The 18798-nt window shown below is 63.1% G+C and carries 21 protein-coding genes; 8 read left to right on the top strand and 13 right to left on the bottom strand.

Annotated features, from left to right (window positions below):
• Window positions 1-71 precede the first annotated feature (71 nt).
• The 6 genes from V7S54_RS08290 to V7S54_RS08265 all read right to left on the bottom strand — a co-directional run bounded on the left by V7S54_RS08290 (window position 72) and on the right by V7S54_RS08265 (window position 5693).
• Window positions 72-1973: a nitric oxide reductase activation protein NorD gene (locus V7S54_RS08290; protein WP_336408195.1), complete on the bottom strand. Its 1902-nt coding sequence runs from the start codon at window positions 1971-1973 to the stop codon at window positions 72-74.
• 8 nt (window positions 1974-1981) lie between these two features.
• A complete protein-coding gene (locus V7S54_RS08285) occupies window positions 1982-2794 on the bottom strand; it encodes a CbbQ/NirQ/NorQ/GpvN family protein (protein ID WP_336408194.1) in 813 nt (270 codons plus the stop codon).
• Window positions 2795-2857: 63 nt separating this feature from the next.
• Window positions 2858-4204, bottom strand: coding sequence for a nitric-oxide reductase large subunit (locus V7S54_RS08280; RefSeq protein WP_058322846.1), 1347 nt, complete (start codon window positions 4202-4204; stop codon window positions 2858-2860).
• Window positions 4205-4228: 24 nt separating this feature from the next.
• Complete coding sequence (locus V7S54_RS08275) at window positions 4229-4681, bottom strand: c-type cytochrome (protein ID WP_065373342.1); 453 nt, start codon at window positions 4679-4681, stop codon at window positions 4229-4231.
• Between the two features lie 170 nt (window positions 4682-4851).
• Window positions 4852-5130, bottom strand: a complete 279-nt coding sequence (locus tag V7S54_RS08270; protein WP_336408193.1) for a cytochrome C oxidase subunit IV family protein — start codon at window positions 5128-5130, stop codon at window positions 4852-4854.
• A gap of 5 nt (window positions 5131-5135) precedes the next feature.
• Window positions 5136-5693, bottom strand: a complete 558-nt coding sequence (locus V7S54_RS08265) for a cytochrome c oxidase subunit 3 (RefSeq protein WP_336408192.1) — start codon at window positions 5691-5693, stop codon at window positions 5136-5138.
• A gap of 123 nt (window positions 5694-5816) precedes the next feature.
• On the opposite strand from V7S54_RS08265, the gene V7S54_RS08260 reads away from it, so the two are divergent.
• The 4 genes from V7S54_RS08260 (at window position 5817) to V7S54_RS08245 (ending at window position 8423) form a co-directional block, all read left to right on the top strand.
• Entirely contained in the window at window positions 5817-5972 is a 156-nt protein-coding gene (locus V7S54_RS08260; protein ID WP_089044838.1) for a hypothetical protein, read from the top strand.
• A gap of 385 nt (window positions 5973-6357) precedes the next feature.
• Window positions 6358-7041: a DUF1326 domain-containing protein gene (locus V7S54_RS08255; protein WP_336408191.1), complete on the top strand. Its 684-nt coding sequence runs from the start codon at window positions 6358-6360 to the stop codon at window positions 7039-7041.
• Between the two features lie 250 nt (window positions 7042-7291).
• Window positions 7292-7720 (top strand): hemerythrin domain-containing protein, encoded by a 429-nt coding sequence (locus V7S54_RS08250; protein ID WP_336408190.1) that lies wholly within the window; start codon window positions 7292-7294, stop codon window positions 7718-7720.
• 10 nt (window positions 7721-7730) lie between these two features.
• Complete coding sequence (locus V7S54_RS08245) at window positions 7731-8423, top strand: NnrU family protein (protein ID WP_336408189.1); 693 nt, start codon at window positions 7731-7733, stop codon at window positions 8421-8423.
• A gap of 98 nt (window positions 8424-8521) precedes the next feature.
• Here the strand turns inward: V7S54_RS08245 and V7S54_RS08240 are convergent, their stop codons facing one another.
• Window positions 8522-9100 (bottom strand): UbiX family flavin prenyltransferase, encoded by a 579-nt coding sequence (locus V7S54_RS08240; protein WP_336408188.1) that lies wholly within the window; start codon window positions 9098-9100, stop codon window positions 8522-8524.
• Entirely contained in the window at window positions 9097-10608 is a 1512-nt protein-coding gene (locus V7S54_RS08235; protein WP_336408187.1) for a UbiD family decarboxylase, read from the bottom strand. Before V7S54_RS08235 ends, V7S54_RS08240 begins: the two co-directional genes overlap by 4 nt.
• Before the next feature lie 127 nt (window positions 10609-10735).
• Here V7S54_RS08235 and ubiT point away from each other — a divergent pair, with 127 nt between their 5' ends.
• From ubiT to ubiV, 3 genes are read left to right on the top strand one after another with little or no spacing between them, the layout of a single operon-like run.
• Entirely contained in the window at window positions 10736-11254 is a 519-nt protein-coding gene (ubiT, locus tag V7S54_RS08230; RefSeq protein ID WP_336408186.1) for a ubiquinone anaerobic biosynthesis accessory factor UbiT, read from the top strand.
• On the top strand, window positions 11245-12222 hold the full coding sequence (gene ubiU, locus V7S54_RS08225; protein WP_336408185.1) for a ubiquinone anaerobic biosynthesis protein UbiU: 978 nt from the start codon (window positions 11245-11247) through the stop codon (window positions 12220-12222). The genes ubiT and ubiU overlap by 10 nt, the downstream gene beginning before the upstream one ends.
• A gap of 7 nt (window positions 12223-12229) precedes the next feature.
• Window positions 12230-13174, top strand: coding sequence for a ubiquinone anaerobic biosynthesis protein UbiV (gene ubiV, locus V7S54_RS08220; RefSeq protein WP_336408184.1), 945 nt, complete (start codon window positions 12230-12232; stop codon window positions 13172-13174).
• Between the two features lie 57 nt (window positions 13175-13231).
• On the opposite strand, the gene V7S54_RS08215 is transcribed toward ubiV, so the two are convergent.
• The 5 genes from V7S54_RS08215 to V7S54_RS08195 all read right to left on the bottom strand — a co-directional run bounded on the left by V7S54_RS08215 (window position 13232) and on the right by V7S54_RS08195 (window position 17701).
• Window positions 13232-13702, bottom strand: coding sequence for an RbsD/FucU family protein (locus V7S54_RS08215; protein WP_336408183.1), 471 nt, complete (start codon window positions 13700-13702; stop codon window positions 13232-13234).
• A gap of 134 nt (window positions 13703-13836) precedes the next feature.
• Window positions 13837-14850: an ABC transporter permease gene (locus V7S54_RS08210; RefSeq protein WP_336408182.1), complete on the bottom strand. Its 1014-nt coding sequence runs from the start codon at window positions 14848-14850 to the stop codon at window positions 13837-13839.
• A gap of 1 nt (window position 14851) precedes the next feature.
• Complete coding sequence (locus V7S54_RS08205; protein ID WP_336408181.1) at window positions 14852-16414, bottom strand: sugar ABC transporter ATP-binding protein; 1563 nt, start codon at window positions 16412-16414, stop codon at window positions 14852-14854.
• Window positions 16415-16532: 118 nt separating this feature from the next.
• On the bottom strand, window positions 16533-17465 hold the full coding sequence (locus V7S54_RS08200; protein ID WP_336408180.1) for a sugar ABC transporter substrate-binding protein: 933 nt from the start codon (window positions 17463-17465) through the stop codon (window positions 16533-16535).
• Window positions 17462-17701 carry a hypothetical protein gene (locus tag V7S54_RS08195; RefSeq protein WP_336408179.1) on the bottom strand — a complete coding sequence of 80 codons (240 nt, stop codon included), beginning with the start codon at window positions 17699-17701 and terminating at the stop codon, window positions 17462-17464. The genes V7S54_RS08200 and V7S54_RS08195 overlap by 4 nt, the downstream gene beginning before the upstream one ends.
• Window positions 17702-17761: 60 nt before the next feature.
• Between V7S54_RS08195 and V7S54_RS08190 the strand changes: the two genes are divergently transcribed.
• Entirely contained in the window at window positions 17762-18763 is a 1002-nt protein-coding gene (locus tag V7S54_RS08190; RefSeq protein WP_336408178.1) for a LacI family DNA-binding transcriptional regulator, read from the top strand.
• Window positions 18764-18798 lie beyond the last annotated feature (35 nt).

Raw genomic sequence — 18798 nt, 5'->3', positions numbered from 1 at the left:
ATCCCGTCTTGAACGCAAAAGGCCCGGCGATTGCCGGGCCTTCTTTTCTTCTCGGTTGACTACCACCTCCACTATCCCACCAGATTGCGGTAGATCGCCGGCAGTGCCGCGGGCAGGCGCGAGATGTTGCCGACGACGGCGTAGCCGTTCTGGCCGAACATGGCAGGCACATAGGACTTCGCCTCGCGGTCGACGGTGACGGCAAAGGTGTTGATGCCGCTGCGCCGCGCTTCCGTGACCGCGCGGCGGCTGTCTTCGAGCGCGAAGCGCCCCTCGTAATGGTCGATGTCGTTGGGCTTGCCGTCGGTCAGTACCAGCAGAAGCTTCTTGCGGTTCGGTTGCCGGCTAAGCTCGGCCGAGGCATGGCGGATCGCAGCGCCGATGCGGGTGTAGTAGCCGGGTTTGAGCGCCGCGATGCGCGCCTCGACCAGGGGTCCCATCGCCTCGTTGAAGGCCTTCACCGTTTCGACCCGCACCCAGTCGCGCCGTCGCGAGGTAAACGTCAGGATCGAGTGGTTGTCGCCGCAGGCCGACAGCCCGTGCGCAAGAATGAGCAGCGCCTCCTTCTCGACGTCGAGCACCCGCCGGTTGTCGGACCAGGAATCGGTCGACAGCGACACGTCGACGAGGATCGTCACCGCCAGATCGTGCACCTGCGGCCGGCTCATCAGATGGATGCGGTCGCTGCCCTGGCCGCCGGCAGCGAGATCGGTGCGGGCGCGCACGACCGCATCGAGATCGAGATCGGCGCCGTCGAGTTGCGCGCGCAGCATCTCGTGCCGCGGGCGCAGCACTTCGAACTGGCGCCGCACCCGGCGGATGAGGCTCTTGCTTTCCTCCGTGAGCTCGGTCCGCTCTTCCTGGGCCGAGGCAGGCGTCGCCAGCACCCGGCAATGGTCCTTGAGGTATTGTCCGGTCCGGTAGTTCCACTCCGGATAAGTAAGCTCGGCCGTCAATGGCGTCGCATCGACGGCTTCCGGCGGCAGGTCGAGATCGAAGCGGAAGCGCGCCGAGGGGCGTCCCTTACGCTCGCCGAGCGTCATGTCGTCGAGTTCCTCGGCCGCCTTGCTGTCATGGTCGTCGCTGTCGTCGCCGGGGCGGTCGACATTGACCATCTCGGCCATGGCGAGGATCTTCTCGAACCGGTTGAGAATGAACGGGCTGCGCTCCCCTTTACGGTTCTCAGGGTTTTCGCGCACGGCGACGTGGCGTTCGACTTCAGCAACCGCACTTTGAGTGCCCGGCGTCGCGGCGACATCCTCGTCGCGCGTGGTTGTCGTTTCGGTGCGCAGCAGCGTGTCCGGCCAGAGCGGCATCGGCAGCATCGGCAGGTAACCGGGCGGCGCACGATGCGGGAAGATCACCGGCAGCGTCGCATCCGCTTCACCTGCGACCTTGCGCAATAGGCGCAGGATACGATTTTCGAGATGTTGCTCGATCGATGGCAGCGCGCCCCGCTGCCGCTCAGCAAGCGTCGCCTCGGCCAGGCGCCGATAGCGCCGCCGGAGACCGGGGAACCGCTGGAAGACTTCCTCGACCGTTTCCTGGGCGCGCGATACCAGCGCCAGGTCGCGACGGAGCGGATCGGTTTCGTCGATGGGGTTGACGGGCATCGTCGCCATATAGGCGACGAGCCAGTGATAGAGATCCCGGTTCAGGTCTTTCGTCGGAAAGATGTCGATCTCGCCCGGCAGCATCAGCGACGCGTGGTCGCGCGCCGGCTGGACGAGCTTCTCTTCGCCGAGCCCCATGCGCTGCCGCCACCGCAAGCGATGGCCCGACGTGCGACCGCGGGCCGGCACGATCTGCACCGCAGCCTCACCGCCGTGACCGCGAAAGCATACGGCGAGCACCGGCATCATGTCGGCGAGCTTCACCGCCTGTTCCGGATAGCGCCGCCAGGTTCTGGTATTGCCGACGAAGCGGTGCCAGGCCCGTCCGACGGTCTCTTCGAGCTCGAGGAAATCAAGCATGGTCCACCTCAGGCGATCAGCGAACCGGCCACTTCGAGAAGTGCTGCACGCACATCCGGCTCGTCGGTGAGCGGCTCGATCATCGCTGCCCGCACCGCATCCTTGACCGGCATGCCGGCATCGATCAGCGAGGCGCAGTAGACGAGCAGCCGGGTCGACACGCCTTCTTCCAGGTCATGCCCCTTAAGCGCACGCAGCCGCTGCGCGAGGTTGACGAGTGGCGCCACCTGGCTCTCCAGCAATCCGCTCTCCTGGGAAACGACTGATATCTCCTCGTTCCGCGGCAGGAAGTCGAATTCGATCGCCACGAAACGTTGCCTTGTGCTGGGCTTCAGGCTCTTGAGCAGGTTCTGGTAGCCGGGATTGTAGGAAACGATCAGCATGAAGCTCGACGGTGCTTCGAGCAGTTCGCCGGTGCGCTCCAGCGGCAGCATGCGGCGGTCGTCGGTCAGCGGATGCAGCACGACGGCCACGTCCTTGCGGGCCTCGACGATCTCGTCGAGGTAGCAGACGCCGCCATTGCGCACGGCGCGGGTCAGGGGGCCGTCGACCCAGACGGTATCACCGCCCTTCAGGAGATAGCGGCCGGTGAGGTCGGCGGCGGCAAGATCGTCGTGGCAGGAAACAGTCGAAAGCGGCAAGCCTAGCTTCGCTGCCATGTGGCTGACGAAACGGGTCTTGCCGCAACCGGTCGGTCCCTTGAGGAGCAGCGGCAGTTGCCGCACCCAGGCGCTTTCGAAAAGCGCGCACTCATTACCGGAGGGACTATAGGCGGGAATATCGAGCGCCGCGCGACTGGCGGCGGTTTGGACAGGGCTCATGGCAGGTCTCCATGGTGGGATTTCTTGGGGGTGCCGGCGCGGCAAACCGCGCCGGCCGATAGGTCATTCGGCAGGCTGGACGACGCCGGCGAGCTTCGCGCTGCGCTCGCGGCCGGGGACGAGAACCGCCCAGATGAACATCAGCGCCGAGATCAGCACGACGGCACCGGAGCCGAGGCGGATCCAGTAGAACAGCGCGAGCTGGTCCTGGACGTCCATGTAGCTTTCGCCGAGCACCCGCTGCAGGTGCGCCTGGAGGACACCGGCGAAGGTGAGCGCGAAGGTCATGACCGACATGGCGGTGCACATGGTCCAGAAGCTCACCATCGACAGCCACTGGTTATAGGGCGCGCGGCCGCGGATCTCCGGGATGGCATAGGCCATGACCGCCAGGTTCAGCATCACATAGGCGCCGAAGAAGGCGAGGTGTCCGTGGGCCGCGGTCACCTGCGTGCCGTGGGTGTAGTAGTTCACCGAAGACAGCGTGTGCAGGAAGCCCCAGACGCCGGCACCGAAGAAGGCCATGACCGAGCAACCGATCGACCAGAGGAGGGCTGCGCGATTCGGATGCTTGCGGCCGGCCTTCCAGGTCATCACGAAGGTGAAGATCACCATGGTGAAGAAGGGGGCCACTTCGAGCGTCGAGAATAGCGAACCGATCCACTGCCAGTAGCCCGGCGCACCGATCCAGTAATAGTGGTGGCCCGTGCCGAGAATACCGGAGAAGAGCGCCAGGCCGACGATGACATAGAGCCACTTCTCGACGACTTCGCGATCGATACCGTTGAGCTTGATCATCAGGAAGGCGAGCACCGATGCCATGATCAGTTCCCAGACGCCTTCGACCCAGAGGTGGACGACGTACCACCAGTACATCTTGTCGAGTGCCAGGTTGATCGGGTTGTAGAAGGCGAAAAGGAAGAAGATCGCCACGCCCCAGAGCCCGAAGATCAGGATGTTGGTAACGGTCGTCTTGCGGCCTTTCAGCACCGTCAGCGTGATGTTGTAGAGGAACATCAGCGCGACGATGACGATTCCCACCTTGATCGCGAAGGGCTGTTCGAGGAATTCGCGCCCCTCATGAATGTGCAGGAGGTAGCCGACGACGGCGACGGCCGCGGCGATCAGGAAGATCCAGAACTGCGCAATGGCGATCTTCGTGCTGTAGAGTTCGGTTTCCGCCTCTTCCGGCAGCAGGTAATAGGTCGCGCCCATGAAGCCCATGAGCAGCCAGACGATCAGCGCGTTGGTGTGGACCATGCGCACGATATTGAAGGGCAGCAGCTCGGAGAGCGTATTGGGTAGGACATAGATGGTGCCGGCAAGCACGCCGAACAGCACCTGGGCGAGAAACAGGCCGAGCGCTCCGTAGAAGTAGAGCATCGCGACCTTCTGGGTTTGGTATTTCATGGTGTCACACTCCAATCGGTTCGCTTAACCCGCCTCGTTCGGCGGCCAGTCCTGGGTCTTGATGCGGCTCGTCCATTCCAGGAAGTCGGCGAGGTCGTTGAGTTCCTGTTCGGTGAGGTTGAACTGCGGCATCTGCCGCCGCCCCTCGATGCCGGTAGGCTGGGCAGCCATCCAGGCTTTGAGCGTTTCGCGGGCGCCGTCTCGATCGGCCTCGCCGCCGAAGCGCTTCCAGACATTGCCGAGCTCGGGCGCGAAGTAGGCGCCTTCGCCCAACAATGTGTGGCAGTTGATACAGGAGTTCTTTTCCCAGACGTGTTTGCCGCGTGCGACCGCATCGGTCAGCGTCGTCTCATCCGTCGAGGTCGTCCGCATGTAGTAGTGGCTGTGGGCTGTCAGCCCCACGAAGATTGCGAAGAAAAAGAAGGACCCGCCGTAAAAGACGTTACGGGCCCCGGTTTTGGTGAGGCGTTCTGCCATCACGTGGTCCTTTCGATTTCAGTTGGCCGCGAAGAGCGCGGCCGGCTGATCTGATCCCCTCCCCGTGTGGCGTCGGAATTTGCGACACCTGCAACAACCGGGGCGAACCCATGTCTAGGGAAATCGGCGGCGGCTTCTTTGCGTTTCGGCAAACAAGTCGGCGGGTGAGCTCAGATGAAGAGAACGGTGCTCAACACCAGCTTCGCTGCGGCGAGCAGGACGAGCGTTACGGGCCAAATCAAAAGGCCTAAGCGAAGGGCGGACGGCGCCTGCCTGAGCCCCATGAAATCGAGCGCAACGAACCGGCATTTGACAACGGCGAGCCCGAGCAAGAGCGCGATGACGGAGGCCGTCGGCCCGACGATCGCCATCAACGCCATGCCCGCGAGCACGACCACGGCGAGCACGAGCCAGGTGTTGAACAATTGTCGGGGATTTCGGTCGGTCATGGCACTCACACGAGATAGACGAGCGGAAACATCACGATCCAGACGAGATCGATCACATGCCACAGCGTGGTGATCAGGGTGACGTTGCCGGATGCCGGGCGCCACGCAACGATGAGCAGCACAAAGGCACCGAAGACGACGTGCAGCAGATGGAAACCGGTGACGAGGAAATAAAGTTCGAAGAAGGAGCCGAATGCAGGATCGCCGGCGACGCCCGCCTCCGTACTGTATTCGAAGAGCTTGATCGCCACGAAGGCAAAGCCGATAAGCGCGGCATTCACCAGCGCCCGCCGGCGCTGCCCGAGCGACGCCCGCGGCCTTGTCGCCAGGGCCGCCTGCCAGCCGCTGGTCAGAAGAACAAGCGTGTTGATACCGGCAAGCAGCGGATCGAGATGCAAACGGGCGGCAACAAGCGCGTCCGGCTGGACGAGACCGACAAGCAGAAAACCGGCAAGCAGAATGCCGAAGGCGGCAAGTTCGCTCCAGACGAGCACCCAGAGCAGCAGTGTGTCCGTCGTGTCCTCTTCCGCCGTCGCGGCAATCGGATGACTGCGCGCATCCATGTCAGCGCCTCCGTCAAAAAACTTGAGGCTTGAGCTAGGCACGGGCGCCCACCCTGTCTTTGCGATTGAGCAAAGAAGGCGGCAGGGGGCGGGGCTATTGGCGGGAAACAAAGGAGCCTTCCGATGACAGACGCACAGATCGGCCTTTCCGTCGCCACCCCCATCATCATCGTCTTCGCCCTGGTGCTTTATCGTATGGGCGTGCTTCAGCGCGGCGCGACGCTGTCGGCGATCCTCTCCTCCGTTGCGATCGCCATCGTTCTCTTCCTCGATCGCTAAGGCGCGAAGTCTTCCGCGGCGCCAGCTGCCTGGACCTACAGCGCCGCGCGTCTTATCAGACGCGCAAAGGTCGCTGTAGCACTTTGATTTTCTGCATGTCTTTGTCCTTAAATCGAGATCGATTCAAGGAGACATGCAGTAAGGGAGTGGACTCCTAACCACGCTCGCGGACGGCTTGTCAGAGTCCGCTTTTGGAGCGGTGAGCGGCCCTTCCGAGTCATGTTATAATCGGAGTTCGAGCCTCGCGGTTGAAGCCACATGTCAGCACTGCTCAGCTTCGGTTTCTTCCGCATCCAAAATGGGCGCGTGTCGCGGGCGCGGAGCGATGCAGAAGAGTTCAGCCTGACGAGCTGCCCTCTCTCACGGAATAGGGGAGGATCGGGGTATGATCGACCAATGGCTATTCAAGAGCGAGACTTACGATAACTGCAATTGCGCCATGAACTGCGGCTGCCAGTTCAACCTGCCGAGCACCCACGGCTATTGTCAGTCGGCTTTCGTCGGCAAGATTGTGGAAGGCTACTTTGGCGATACGCCGATAGCGGGCCTGAACTGGGCGGCGATGTACAAGTGGCCAGGTGAAATCAAGGATGGAAACGGCCAGCGCCTGATCGTTATCGACGAGCGTGCGGATCAAGCGCAACGGAGCGCGCTTGAAGCGATCATCTCGGGCGAAGCAGGCGAACCACTCAGCAATCTGTTCTCCGTGTTCGCGTCCACATGCTCGGAATTTTGCGAAACATTGTTCCTGCCGATTCATCTTGAAGCGGACCTGGAACTCAGAACCGCCAGAGTAGAGATACCCGGCGTCATGCGCAGCACCGGTCGGCCGATGATTAACGAGTTTACTGGTCAACCGTTCCACATTGCGATGGCGCGTCCGAGTGGCAGTTTCGAGTTTACCTACGCAGAGATCGGGCTAGGCACGACCGCGGTCACCGGGGGTATAGACATGGCCTACGAGGACTCATGGGCGCATTTTTGCGTTCACCACTTCAATCAGAATGGTTTGGTCCGCGAAAGATCAAGACTGACTGCATGGCTTGATCGATTGACACCGCGTCCGTGAATGACGGCGACGGAGCCAAGCCTGGCCAAAGGCCGCGGCCGTGTTCCGGGCTTGCAAACTCCAAGTCACAATCTGATTGAGGTGACAAGGACGCCGTCGCCAACGCGTGCCGCACACACACACACCTTGTTCGTATCGCGCGAGACAAGCGTCCGAGCCGTGAACGGTCACGCCGCAGACTTTGAGAAATGTCAAAGAGGACCGTTGCCGTCGGGTGTAGTTCAAACACGACACTCAACGGAGCAGATCGATGCAGCAGCAATTTTCGGAACACCACGAGCTGGGACAGGCTTACCGCGAGCTTCTTTCGCTGTGCGATCGCCTCGAGACGCTCGCCGATTCCATTCCGCGCCGCATCGACCTGACAAGCTGCCGGATGATCATGACCGAACTGCCGGAAAAGCTCAGGCGCGTCCACGCGCTGGAGGAAATGATCCTGTTTCCGGCGGTCGAGGACCAGCGCGAGACCGACGATCGCGACGCCTTGATCGCCCGACTGCGCGCCGAACACGACCAGGACGATCGGGCAGCCGTCGAACTGGTGCGCGTGCTGAAGGCCGTTCTCGATGACAGGGCAGCGCTCAGCTGGGATGCGATCGGCTATATGTTGCGGGCCTTCTTCGAAACCGTTCGTCGCCATGTGGCAACGGAGCGCCTGCTTCTCTGGCGCCATGCGTGAGGCGATCGACATGACCTATTTTCTTCTCGCCTTCGCCGTCTTCCTCCTGCTCCATCTCGTGCCGGCCTGGCCGGCGCTGCGCCAAGGCCTGATCGACCGGCTCGGCCGCTCGACCTATTTCGCGGTCTACTCGCTTCTGTCGCTGCTCGCTCTCGGCTTCGTCTTTCACGCAGCGCTGCAGCTCGATTTCATCCCGCTCTGGGAACCGGCCGCGTGGCAGGCGTGGGTGACCTTCGTGCTGGCGCCATCAGGCATCTTTCTCGTGCTGGCGGGCCTCTTCAGCGAGAACGCTTTGTCCGTCTCCATCTATCAGGGGAACGACCGGCCCGGCGCCATCGTGACGATCACCCGGCATCCAGTGCTCTGGGGCTTCCTGCTCTGGGCCGCCGGTCATATCGTGCCCAATGGGGACCTGCGCTCGCTGGTACTTTTCGGCGGCTTCGCGCTGTTTTCCGTCGGCGGTTTCTTCATGCTCGAAAAGCGCGCCCGCCGCCGTCTCGGTGGGGGCTGGCAAGCGGCCTCGAAGGGCACATCGGTCTGGCCCTTCGCCGCAATCATCAGGGGCGAAACCCATTTGCGCGCCGATCCCGTGATGATCATCGCCGCCTTTGCCACCGTTGCGATTGCCGTCTGGCTGCTGCTCGGCGGGCATGAGGTCCTCTTCGGCGCCGATCCGCTGCTCCAGGCTGGTGCCTTCGACTAGAGCAATTCCAGGAAAAGTGTGAAACGGTTTTCCGTCCGGAATTGCGTAATTTCAAATACTTAGATCACTTCAGTGTTTCGATGAAACAATGAAGTGATCTAGCCCTCGCCCTGCCAGGCCCTCGCCAGCGGGGGGATCGGCAGCGCCAGGAGGTCGATCGCGCGCGCGGCCAGATGGTCGACGATGGCGTCGACGGTTTCAGGTCGATGGTAGAAGGCCGGTACGGGCGGCATGATGATCGCCCCCATTTCCGTGACGGCGCACATGTTGCGCAGGTGGCCGAGATGCAGCGGCGTCTCACGCGCCATCAGTATCAGCCTGCGGCGCTCCTTCAGATGCACGTCGGCCGCGCGAACCACGAGATTGTCAGCCATGCCGGCGGAGATCGCCGCGAGCGTACGCATGGAGCACGGCGCCACGATCATGCCCGCCGTCGAAAACGACCCGCTCGCAATTGCCGCCCCGATGTCGGCGTGGTCATAGGTTCGGGTAGCCCTACGTAACAGCGACGGAAGCGCCTCCGCGCCAACCTCGTGCGCGAGTGTGCGGTGTGCCGCCGGCGACAGAACGAGGTGCAGCTCGACGCTGTCGATATCGCCAAGCCGCTCGGCGATGCGCACGGCAATCGCGGCACCGGAAGCGCCGGTAACACCGAGGACGATTTTCATTCTGGTCATCGCGTCGGCCCTCCAAGCCCGAGACCGGCCCAGATCGCATCCACCTGACGAGTAACCTCTGGCGACATTTCGAGGACCCGCCCCCATTCACGATCGGTTTCGGTGCCGATCTTGTTGGTGGCGTCGAGCCCGAGCTTGCCGCCGAGGCCAGAGCGCGGCGAGGCGAAGTCGAGATAGTCGATCGGCGTACCCTCGATCACCGTCACGTCGCGGCTGGCATCGAAACGAGTCGCCAAAGCCCACATCACATCGGACCAGTTGCGCACATCGATATCCGGGTCGACGGCGATGATCAGCTTGGTGTAGCTGAACTGCGGCAGCATCGACCAAAGCCCCATCATCACGCGTTTGGCCTGCCCCGGATAACGCTTGTCGATCGAGACGACCATCGCCCTGTAGGAACAGGCTTCGGGCGGCAGCCAGAGATCGGATATCTCCGGAAACTGCTTGCGAACCAGCGGTACGAACAGCCTGTTCATCGCTTCGCCGAGCCGCGAGGGCTCGTCCGGCGGCCGGCCGGTATAGGTCGAAAGATAGAGCGGGTTCCGGCGCATGGTGATCGCCGACAGGCGCATGACCGGGAACGACTCGACCGAATTATAGTAGCCGGTGTGGTCGCCATAGGGGCCCTCCTCCGCCGTTTCGACGGCCGAAACGGCACCCTCCAGCACGATCTCCGCATTGGCCGGCACCGAAAGCGGCACGGTCTTCGCCTTCACAAGCTGCGTCCTGCCGCGTCTGAGCAGTCCCGAGAAATTCAGTTCGCTCAGTCCGTCCGGAAGCGGCATGACCGCGGCGAGGATCGTTGCCGGGTCGGCGCCGATGACGACCGCGATCGGCATATCCTGACCCAGCCGTTGCCACAAACGGTGGTGGCGGGCGCCGCCGCGGTGCGCGAGCCAGCGCACGATCGCACGATCGGGGCCGAGCACCTGCATGCGATAAATACCGACATTGACATCCAGCGGATCGTCCGGCGCGCGCGTGATCACCAGCGGCCAGGTGATGAGCGGCGCAGGCTCGCCCGGCCAGCACCATTGGACCGGCAGGCGCCCGAGGTCGATTTCCTGATCACGCCAGACGACCTCCTGGCAGAGTGCGCGCGCTACCTTTCGCGGCCGCATATACATCGCCGATCTCAACAGAGGCAGCCGGTCCCAGGCATCGCGCAGGGACTGCGGCGCTCTGGGGTCGCGCAGTTCCGCCAGTTCGGCGGCAAGCGCATCGAGCCCTCCCGGCATCAGGCCGAAACCACGTTCGATCCGACGTTCCGACCCGAAGAGATTGGTGAGAAGCGGGATCGGCTGCACGGCGCCAGATGCATCAACCGGCTGTTCGAAAAGAAGTGCCGGCCCGTCGTCCGCAAGCACGCGGCGGTGGATCTCGGTCACTTCATGCACCAGCGAAACCGGCCGTGAGATACGCTTCAGGTCGCCCTCGCGCTCGAGCGTATCGACAAAATCCTGAAGCGTTGCAAAGCCCTGGGACGGGCGGAAGGTCCTGTTCATGGAGCCTGTTTGTGGCGGCGAATGGCCCTTGTCTTTGACGTGGCGCAAACAACCGGCGGCGGCGGGCGACTAGCATGCGCCGCATCGTCCGATTCCGTCGCTCCGCAGGTAGTCCCCAAAGGTAACAATGACACTTCCGCTCGCCATCACCGCACCTCTCAGCGTCGTTCCCATCATCGCCATCGAAAGCGTGGTGCGACGCGTCTTCGCCCGCGTGATCGGGACCCATCCCGGCCTCTTCGATCGCTTGGCCGACCATGCCAGCAAGCGCTACGCCTTCCTGCCCTCCGATCTGCCGATCGGCTTTCTCGTCGAGCCGTCCGTGCCGCGCATCTCCGTCCACCGCAAGGGGCGAGCACCGGCCTCCGATGCCTGCATGGAAGGTGAACTCGTCCTGCTGCTGGCGCTGCTCGAAGGCCGCATCGATGGCGACGCCGTCTTCTTCTCGCGTGATCTCACCGTCAGCGGCGACATGGAGGCGATGCTCGCGCTGCGCAACGCGCTCGACGATTGCGAAATCGATCTTCCACGCGATCTTGCGCGGATGAGTGGGCCGTTCGCACCGCTCGTGCGCCGCGCCACGGAGGAAATCCGCGAGCGCGCACTTGGCCGTGTTGTCAAGGAGGAGGCTCCCCAATGGAACTGATCTGCCCCGCCGGCACGCCGGCCGCCTTCCGCGAAGCCGTCGATGCCGGCGCCGACGCGGTCTATTGCGGTTTTCGCGACGAAACCAACGCCCGCAATTTTCCCGGGCTGAACTTCTCCCGAGAGGAACTCCGGACGGCAATTGCCTATGCCAAGCAGCGCAAGGTGATGACCTTCGTCGCGATCAACACCTTCATGCGCGCCGGCCAGGAGACGCTCTGGCACCAGGCGGTGGACGACGCCGTGGCACTCGGCGCCGATGCCGTCATCCTCGCCGACTTCGGCCTGATGGCCTACACGGTCGAGCGCCATCCGCAGCAGCGGCTGCATGTCTCCGTGCAAGCCTCCGCCTCCAATGCCGATGCCGTGCGGTTCCTCGTCGAGGCCTTCGCGGCAAAACGCGTCGTGCTTCCGCGCACACTGACGATCGCCGACATCGCCCGCCTCGCCAAGCAGATCGATTGCGAGATCGAGGTCTTCGCCTTTGGCGGCCTCTGCGTCATGGCCGAGGGGCGCTGTTCGCTCTCTTCCTACGCCACGGGCAAGTCGCCCAACATGAACGGCGTCTGCTCGCCCGCAAGCCATGTGCGTTACCGCCAGGATGGGCGCGATCTCGTCTCCGAGCTCGGCGACTACACGATCAATCGCTTCCCGGCCGGCGAGGCCGCCGGCTATCCGACGCTCTGCAAGGGACGTTTCGACATTGCCGACGAGCGCGGCTACGCCTTCGAGGATCCGGTTTCGCTCGACGTGATGGACCATATCGATGCGCTGCGCAGCGCGGGCGTCAGCGCACTGAAGATCGAAGGGCGGCAGCGCGGCAAGGCCTATGTCGCCGAGGTCGTCTCGGTGATGCGGCGGGCGCTGACCGCCGGCGCCGCCGAGCGGCCCGGTTTGGTATCGCGGCTTAAAGCGCTCAGCGAAGGCCAGAAGACGACAACAGGCGCCTATGAGAAGCGCTGGAGGTAATCGGCCCATGACCACATCTACGAGCCCATCCAAGCCCGCCTTGAGCCTCGGCCCGGTCTATTATCTCTGGGACGGCCCCAAGTGGCGCGACTTCTATTTCCGCATCGCCGACGAGGCGCCGATCGCCCATGTAACGATCGGCGAGGCCGTGTGCTCGAAGCGGCTGCATTTCATCGAGCCGCATGTCGGCGAGGTCATCGAACGGCTGGAGAGTGCCGGCAAAGAGGTGAGCCTCGCCTCGCTGGCGCTGGTGACGCTGGAACGCGAAAGCCAGCTCGTGCGCGGGCTGGTGCGTGACAGCACCTACCCGATCGAGGCCAACGACCTATCCGCGCTGCACCTGCTTGCCGGCAGGCCGCATTCGGTCGGTCCGCTGGTCAACGTCTATAACGGCGCAACCGCCAGGCTATTGGCATCGAGGGGCGCGACGAGCATCTGTCTGCCGCCAGAACTGCCGATCGCGTCGGTGCGCGGCATCATCAAGGACAATCCGAGCCTCGCTTTCGAGATCTTCGCGTTCGGTCGCGTGCCGCTGGCAATCTCGGCGCGCTGCGCCCATGCCCGTTCCAAGGGCCTGATCAAGGACAATTGCCAGTTCATCTGCGGCGAGGATACGGATGGCCTGACCGTCGAGACGCTCGACCGTCAGCCTTTCCTTGCTCTCAACGGCGTGCAGACCATGTCGCACACCTGCCAGGCGCTGATGCAGGAACTGCCTGAACTTGCCGCCGCCGGCGTCTCCCGGATCCGGCTGTCCCCACAGGACTGCGACATGGTCGCCGTCGCCGAGATCTATGGCGACGCGATCGTCGGCCGGCGCGCCATCGACGAAAGCCTGGCACGCCTCGAGTCTGTCTATCCGGGAGTCCCGTTTTCCAATGGCTTCCACCACGGCCAGACGGGAGCGGCCTGGGTCAAGGTACCAGCGTCCTTGGCGATCCCGGTTGCCTGAGTCGCGGGCCGGCCACACTTGTGCCGGGCGACAAGGAAGCAACGATGCCGACTTCCGTCACATCGCCTCGTCCCAATGGCTGGTGGGCGGCACTACGCCCTTGGTGAACAGGAAGCAGCCATAAAGGCGCGCCTCGCCGGTCACGATGACGCAATAGGCGCGTCTTGCTTCCTCGTAGAAGGCGAAGCGCTCGATCGCGTACATCTTCGGCGCGTCGCCATCCGCCCGTGCGATTTCGGCCTGCACCTCCAGCTGGACATCCGGCAACTCCCCCGCCTTGGCTTCTGGCGCCATTCGAGCGGCGGGAGGCTGCAGCGGCGTATCGAGCGGCATGACGGAGAGGATTGCTCTGGCTGCGCGCGCAGCCGAAACATTGGCAATGTGCAATGGCAGGCCAAGCCGGGTGTTGCGGGCAATCGTGTCGGCCGGAAAGTTCGCGTCGACGAGTGCGATTCGGTCTCCGTGACCCATGGAGCGAAGCGCGTGCAACACGTCCGCATTCAGCGCCGGGTCAACATTCATAAGCATCAGCCTATCCTTTCCTCAGCTTGTCTCTGCCACGGAAATCCGGGCACGAAACTGCGATGCATGCGGGCCTTATCGCCCCAGCAGCGCGCATGAACGTTTCTCGTTGGTTGGGAGCGGGCGGCGGGCCGCCCGGATCAAATGCCCGTCAGCCGCTCGCGATATTTGTCGATGATGACGGCGAGGATGATGACGACGCCTGTTATCATCTGGCGCATGAAGTCGCTGAGGCCGAACAGGATGAGGCCGTTGGCGAGCACGCCGGTGATGCAGGCGCCAAGCAGCGTGCCGATCACCGTGCCCCGACCGCCATTGAGACTGGTGCCGCCAATGATGACTGCGGCGATGGCATTCAGTTCGAAGCCGATGCCGATGATCGGGCTGGCGATGTTGAGGCGGGCCATGTAGACCATGGCGGCAATGCCGACGAGCGCGCCGGCGATGGTGAACGCCGCCACCTTGTAGAACATCAGCGAGTGGCCGGCGAGGCGCACGGCCTCCTCATTGTTGCCGATGCCATAGAGCAGCCGGCCGAACACCGTCTTCGACAGCACGAACCAGGCGATCGCGACGAGCACCAGCGCGATCAGGAAGACCACGGGTATGCCGAAGATCATCTGCGAACCGAAGGCATTGAAGCTCGGCGGAAAGGAATAGATCGTCCGCGCATCCGTCACCTGCAGTGCTGCGCCGCGGGCGATGTTGAGCATACCAAGCGTGACGATGAAGGAGGGTAGCCCCCAGAAGGCGCTGATCCAGCCATTGAGGAAGCCGCAGACCACGCCGGTGCCGACGGCGGCGAGCGTCGCGAGGGCTACTGCCTGAAACACAGAGAGGTCGGGGATCGTCAGTACCGTGCCGCCGACGACGGCGCAGAAGGCGAGCATCGAGCCGACGGAAAGATCGATGCCGCCGATCAGGATGACGAAGGTCATGCCGACGGCGAGGATCAGGTTGATGGTGATCTGCGTCAGGATATTGGAGATGTTGTTGGGCGTCAGGAAATGCTCGGTGCTGACCGAGAAGAACACGATCAAAAGCAGCAGCGCAAGGCCGATACCGGCATCGCGCAGGAGCACCTTCGGCGACCAGCCCGTCAGCCGGCGCGTATCGACGGTATCGCTCGCTTGTGTCTTTTCGAGTGCTTGCATCTCAGTGCCTCGCCTGTTGCTGCTCGCCCTGGTAGGCATATTGCAGGATACGTTCTTCAGAAAATTCCGGCCTCGACAGTTCGCCGACGACGCGGTGCTGCGACATCACCAGGATGCGGTCCGACAGGGTCATCAGTTCCGGCAGTTCGGACGAAACGATCAGGAGCGCGAGACCGCGTTCGGCGAACTGGCGGATCAGCGCATAGATTTCGGCCTTCGCGCCGACGTCGACGCCGCGCGTCGGTTCGTCGAGCAGCAACACCTTCGGATTGCGCGCCAACCACTTGGCGAGCACCACCTTCTGCTGGTTGCCGCCGGAAAGCGTCGCGGCATTCCTGCCCGGCCCGCCATATTTCAGCTTGAGCTCGGCACCGAGCCGCTCCGTCACCGCGATCTCGGCCTTCCTGTCGAGGATGCCGGCACTTGAAACGTCCGAGAGAGACGCAAGCGTGACATTGGCGGCGATCGGCATGTTTAGGATCAACCCCTCTTCCTTCCTGTCTTCGGTGACGAAACCGATGCCGGCATTGATCGCCTCGCGCGGCGAGCGGAAGGAAACGGGCGCGCCCTCAAGACGAAGCGCGCCGGAGAGCGGTGGCTCGGCAGCGGCAATCGCGCGCAAGAGCTCGGTGCGCCCCGAACCGACGAGACCGGCAATCCCGAGGATTTCACCCTTGTGCAATTGCAGCGAGATGCCCTCAGTATGGGGCGATTGCGGATGGCGGAAGTTGACGAGCGACAGCGCTTCTTCGGGGCGCGCCAACGACACCATTTCGCTCGCCATCTGCTGTTGCAGCTTGCGGCCGACCATGGCGCGCACCAGTTCGTCCTGGTTGGTTTCGGCAATCGGCCGCGAGAACACCGTCTCGCCATTGCGCAGCACCGTTACCCGGTCGCAAATGCGGAAGACCTCGTCGAGGTGATGGGAAACGAAGATGATCGAAACGCCGCGACTGCGAAGCTCGTTGATGATCTTGAACAGCCGCTCGGTCTCGCGCGACGTCAGCGTAGCCGTCGGCTCGTCCAGTATGAGGATGCGGCTTTCCGTCATCAGCGCGCGGGCAACTTCGACGAGCTGGCGATGGGCGATGCCGAGCCGCTCGACCGGCCAACGCACGTCGATATCGCTGAGCCCGATGGCATCGAGCGCGGCACGCGCGCCGGCATGCATCTCCTGCAGTCTGACAACGCCGAGTGCATTGCGCGGCAGATGTTCGATGAAGATGTTTTCCGCCACCGACAGATAGGGCAGCAGATTGAATTCCTGGTGCACGACCTGGAGGCCGTTCGCCTTGGCCTCGCGCGGCGTCGTCGGCGCATAGAGCCGTCCGGCAAGGTTGATCTCGCCTTCGTCCGGACGGACGATGCCGCAGAGAACCTTGATCAGGGTCGATTTGCCGGCACCGTTCTCGCCGATCAGGCCATGCACTTCGCCTGGCGCAATAGAAAGGCTGACGCCATTCAGCGCCTTGGTGCCGCCGAAGGCCTTCCTGACATCGTGCAGTTCCAGAACGGGCGGCGTCGAAATGTCAGCCGCATCCGCGCGCACAGATTCCGTGTTCATCATAATCTAGCCCTTTGAAACGCAGCAGTTCCGAACGGGAGCCAATCGCATCCCGCGTCTGCTGTTCCTGCCTAAGCCGCACCGGGCGACACCCGGTGCGGTAGAAGCAATCTCTGGGCTATTTCACGTCGTCCTTGGACACGAGTTTGATGTCGGTCTTGACCCAGCCTTCAAGCTTGGGACCGCCAGCGACGACGGCGAGCGCCTTGTCGATCGCATTGGCCGCCATCTCCGAGCCGAACTGATCGACGGTCGCGAGCAGCTTGCCGTCCTTCAGCATAGGCGCGACCGCTGGCACGTTGTCGAAGCCGACGACCTTGATGTCATTGCGGCCGACCGCATCGAGCGCCTTGACCACCCCGATCGCCATGGAATCGTTGGCTGCGAGCACACCCTGGATATCGGGATGCGCCGTCAGCATGGTGGAAAAGACGGCGTTCGCCTCTTCCGTTTCCCAATGAGCCGTGCGGGAATCGAGCAGATCGAGCTTGCCGGCGGCGATCGCGTCTTCAAAACCGAGCTTGCGCTGCGCCGCATTGTCGGCGCCCGGGTTGCCTTCGAGGATCACGACCTTGCCGCCGGCGCCAAGGTCCTTGGCGAGCGCATCGCCAACCATCTTGGCACCGCCGCGATTGTCGGGACCGACGAAGGCGAGGTCGACACCCGCATCCTTCTTCGCCTGCTCGTCGAGCGAGACGTCGAAGTTGACGACGACGATGCCGGCGTCCATCGCCTTCTTCAGCGGCGCGACCATGGCGCGGGAGTCGGCTGGTGCGATGACGATCGCGTCGACGCCTTGGGTGATGAAGTTTTCGACGCCGTTCAGCTGGCTCTCGAAATCCGTCTCGTTCTGCATGCCGATGGCTTTGAGCTCGTAGTCGCCACGCTTCTTTGCGTGCGCCTCTGCGCCTTCGAGCATGTTCTTGAAGAAGTCGTTGGCAAGCGACTTCATGACGAGGCCGACGACGGGCTTGTCGGCGGCCATCGCGATTGTGGGCAGAGCGGTGGCAACAGTGAGCGCGACGATAGATGCGAATCTTGAAAGCTTCATGGGTTCTCCTCCGGTGAAACGACGGTCCTCCAACCATCGATGAAACGTTTCATCGCGTCATCGCGAATGAGCCGCTTCTGCCGCCAAGAAGAGCGAAAGATCTCTCTGCTGTCAATATGAAACGTTTCATCACGGTGAAATTTGTGCTGGAAGTCGCTATCTGTTACCGGCATTCTCTGATTTGAGATGAAGAAGCCAGCCGCCACCCGATACTCCGGGGGCTTGCGATAACGCATTGATCTGCTGCATGATTTCTAACCGCAGCGGACGCAGAAAATGGGACTGGAGCCGACCGTTTGAACCCGACGATAAAGGATGTTGCCCAGCGTGCCGGTGTCTCCGTGGGCACTGTTTCGCGCGTCCTCGCCAAGAACAAGACGGTCAGCGAAGACATCCGGAAGAAAGTGGAAGCAACGATTGAGGCAATCGGCTACCGCCCGAACATCCTCGGCCGCAGTCTCAGGCTCGCCAAAACCGACATCATCGGGCTCGTCGTGCCAGATATCACCAATCCCTTCTTCGCCGAGCTTGCCAAGCACGTCGAGATGCTTGCTTCGACCGAGGGATATTCGGTCCTGCTCGCCAACACCCATGACGACCCGGAGGCGGAAAGGCAGCAGATCGAGACACTGCTCGGACGCCTGCCCGCCGGTTTGATCCTCGTTCCGGTCAGCAACAGTCTCGTCGACGGACTTGTCGCCGGCACGCGGACGGTAACCGTCGACCGGCCCTTGAGCGGGCATGCACTCGTTGCCGTCGACAACAGGCGGGGCGGCTACCTCGCCGCCGATCATCTGCTCGCACTCGGGCATCGCCGGCTCGGCTACATCAGCGGACCGAGTTCGACCGAAGTGTCGGGCCAGCGCCGCGATGGCTTCAAGCAGCGGCTCGAGGAATTCCGCACGACCCATCCAGGCGAATACGTCGCACCGCAAGTCGTCGAAGGTCACTTCGACTACCGCTCGGGCGAAGAGCTCGGTAAGCAGATGCTGACACAAGCGGCAGCAACGCGCCCGACGGCGATCGCCACTGCGAGCGATCAGCAGGCGATCGGTCTTCTGCGCGCCGCCGGCGACATGGGCGTGCGCGTGCCGACCGATCTTTCGATCGTCGGCTTCGACGACATCCCGCTTGCCTCGCTGGTGCTGCCGCGCCTGACGACGATCCGCCAGCCGATCGACGAGATCGCACGGCTGGCGCTGGACGGCGTGCTCGGCAGCCACGCGCTGCAGGAGGAATACAAGCTGCAGCCAGTCCTCATACGCCGCGGATCCTGCGCAGCGCCCGGGACGCCCTGACCGCGAGCGTACCCAAGTGAGGCGCGAAAATTGCG

The organism is Ensifer sp. CCNWLY38 (assembly GCF_037120565.1).
In the GTDB taxonomy this organism is placed as follows: domain Bacteria; phylum Pseudomonadota; class Alphaproteobacteria; order Rhizobiales; family Rhizobiaceae; genus Ensifer; species Ensifer adhaerens_H.
The sequence above is the reverse complement of the archived record's forward strand: the minus strand, read 5'-3'. Positions and strand labels throughout refer to the sequence as shown.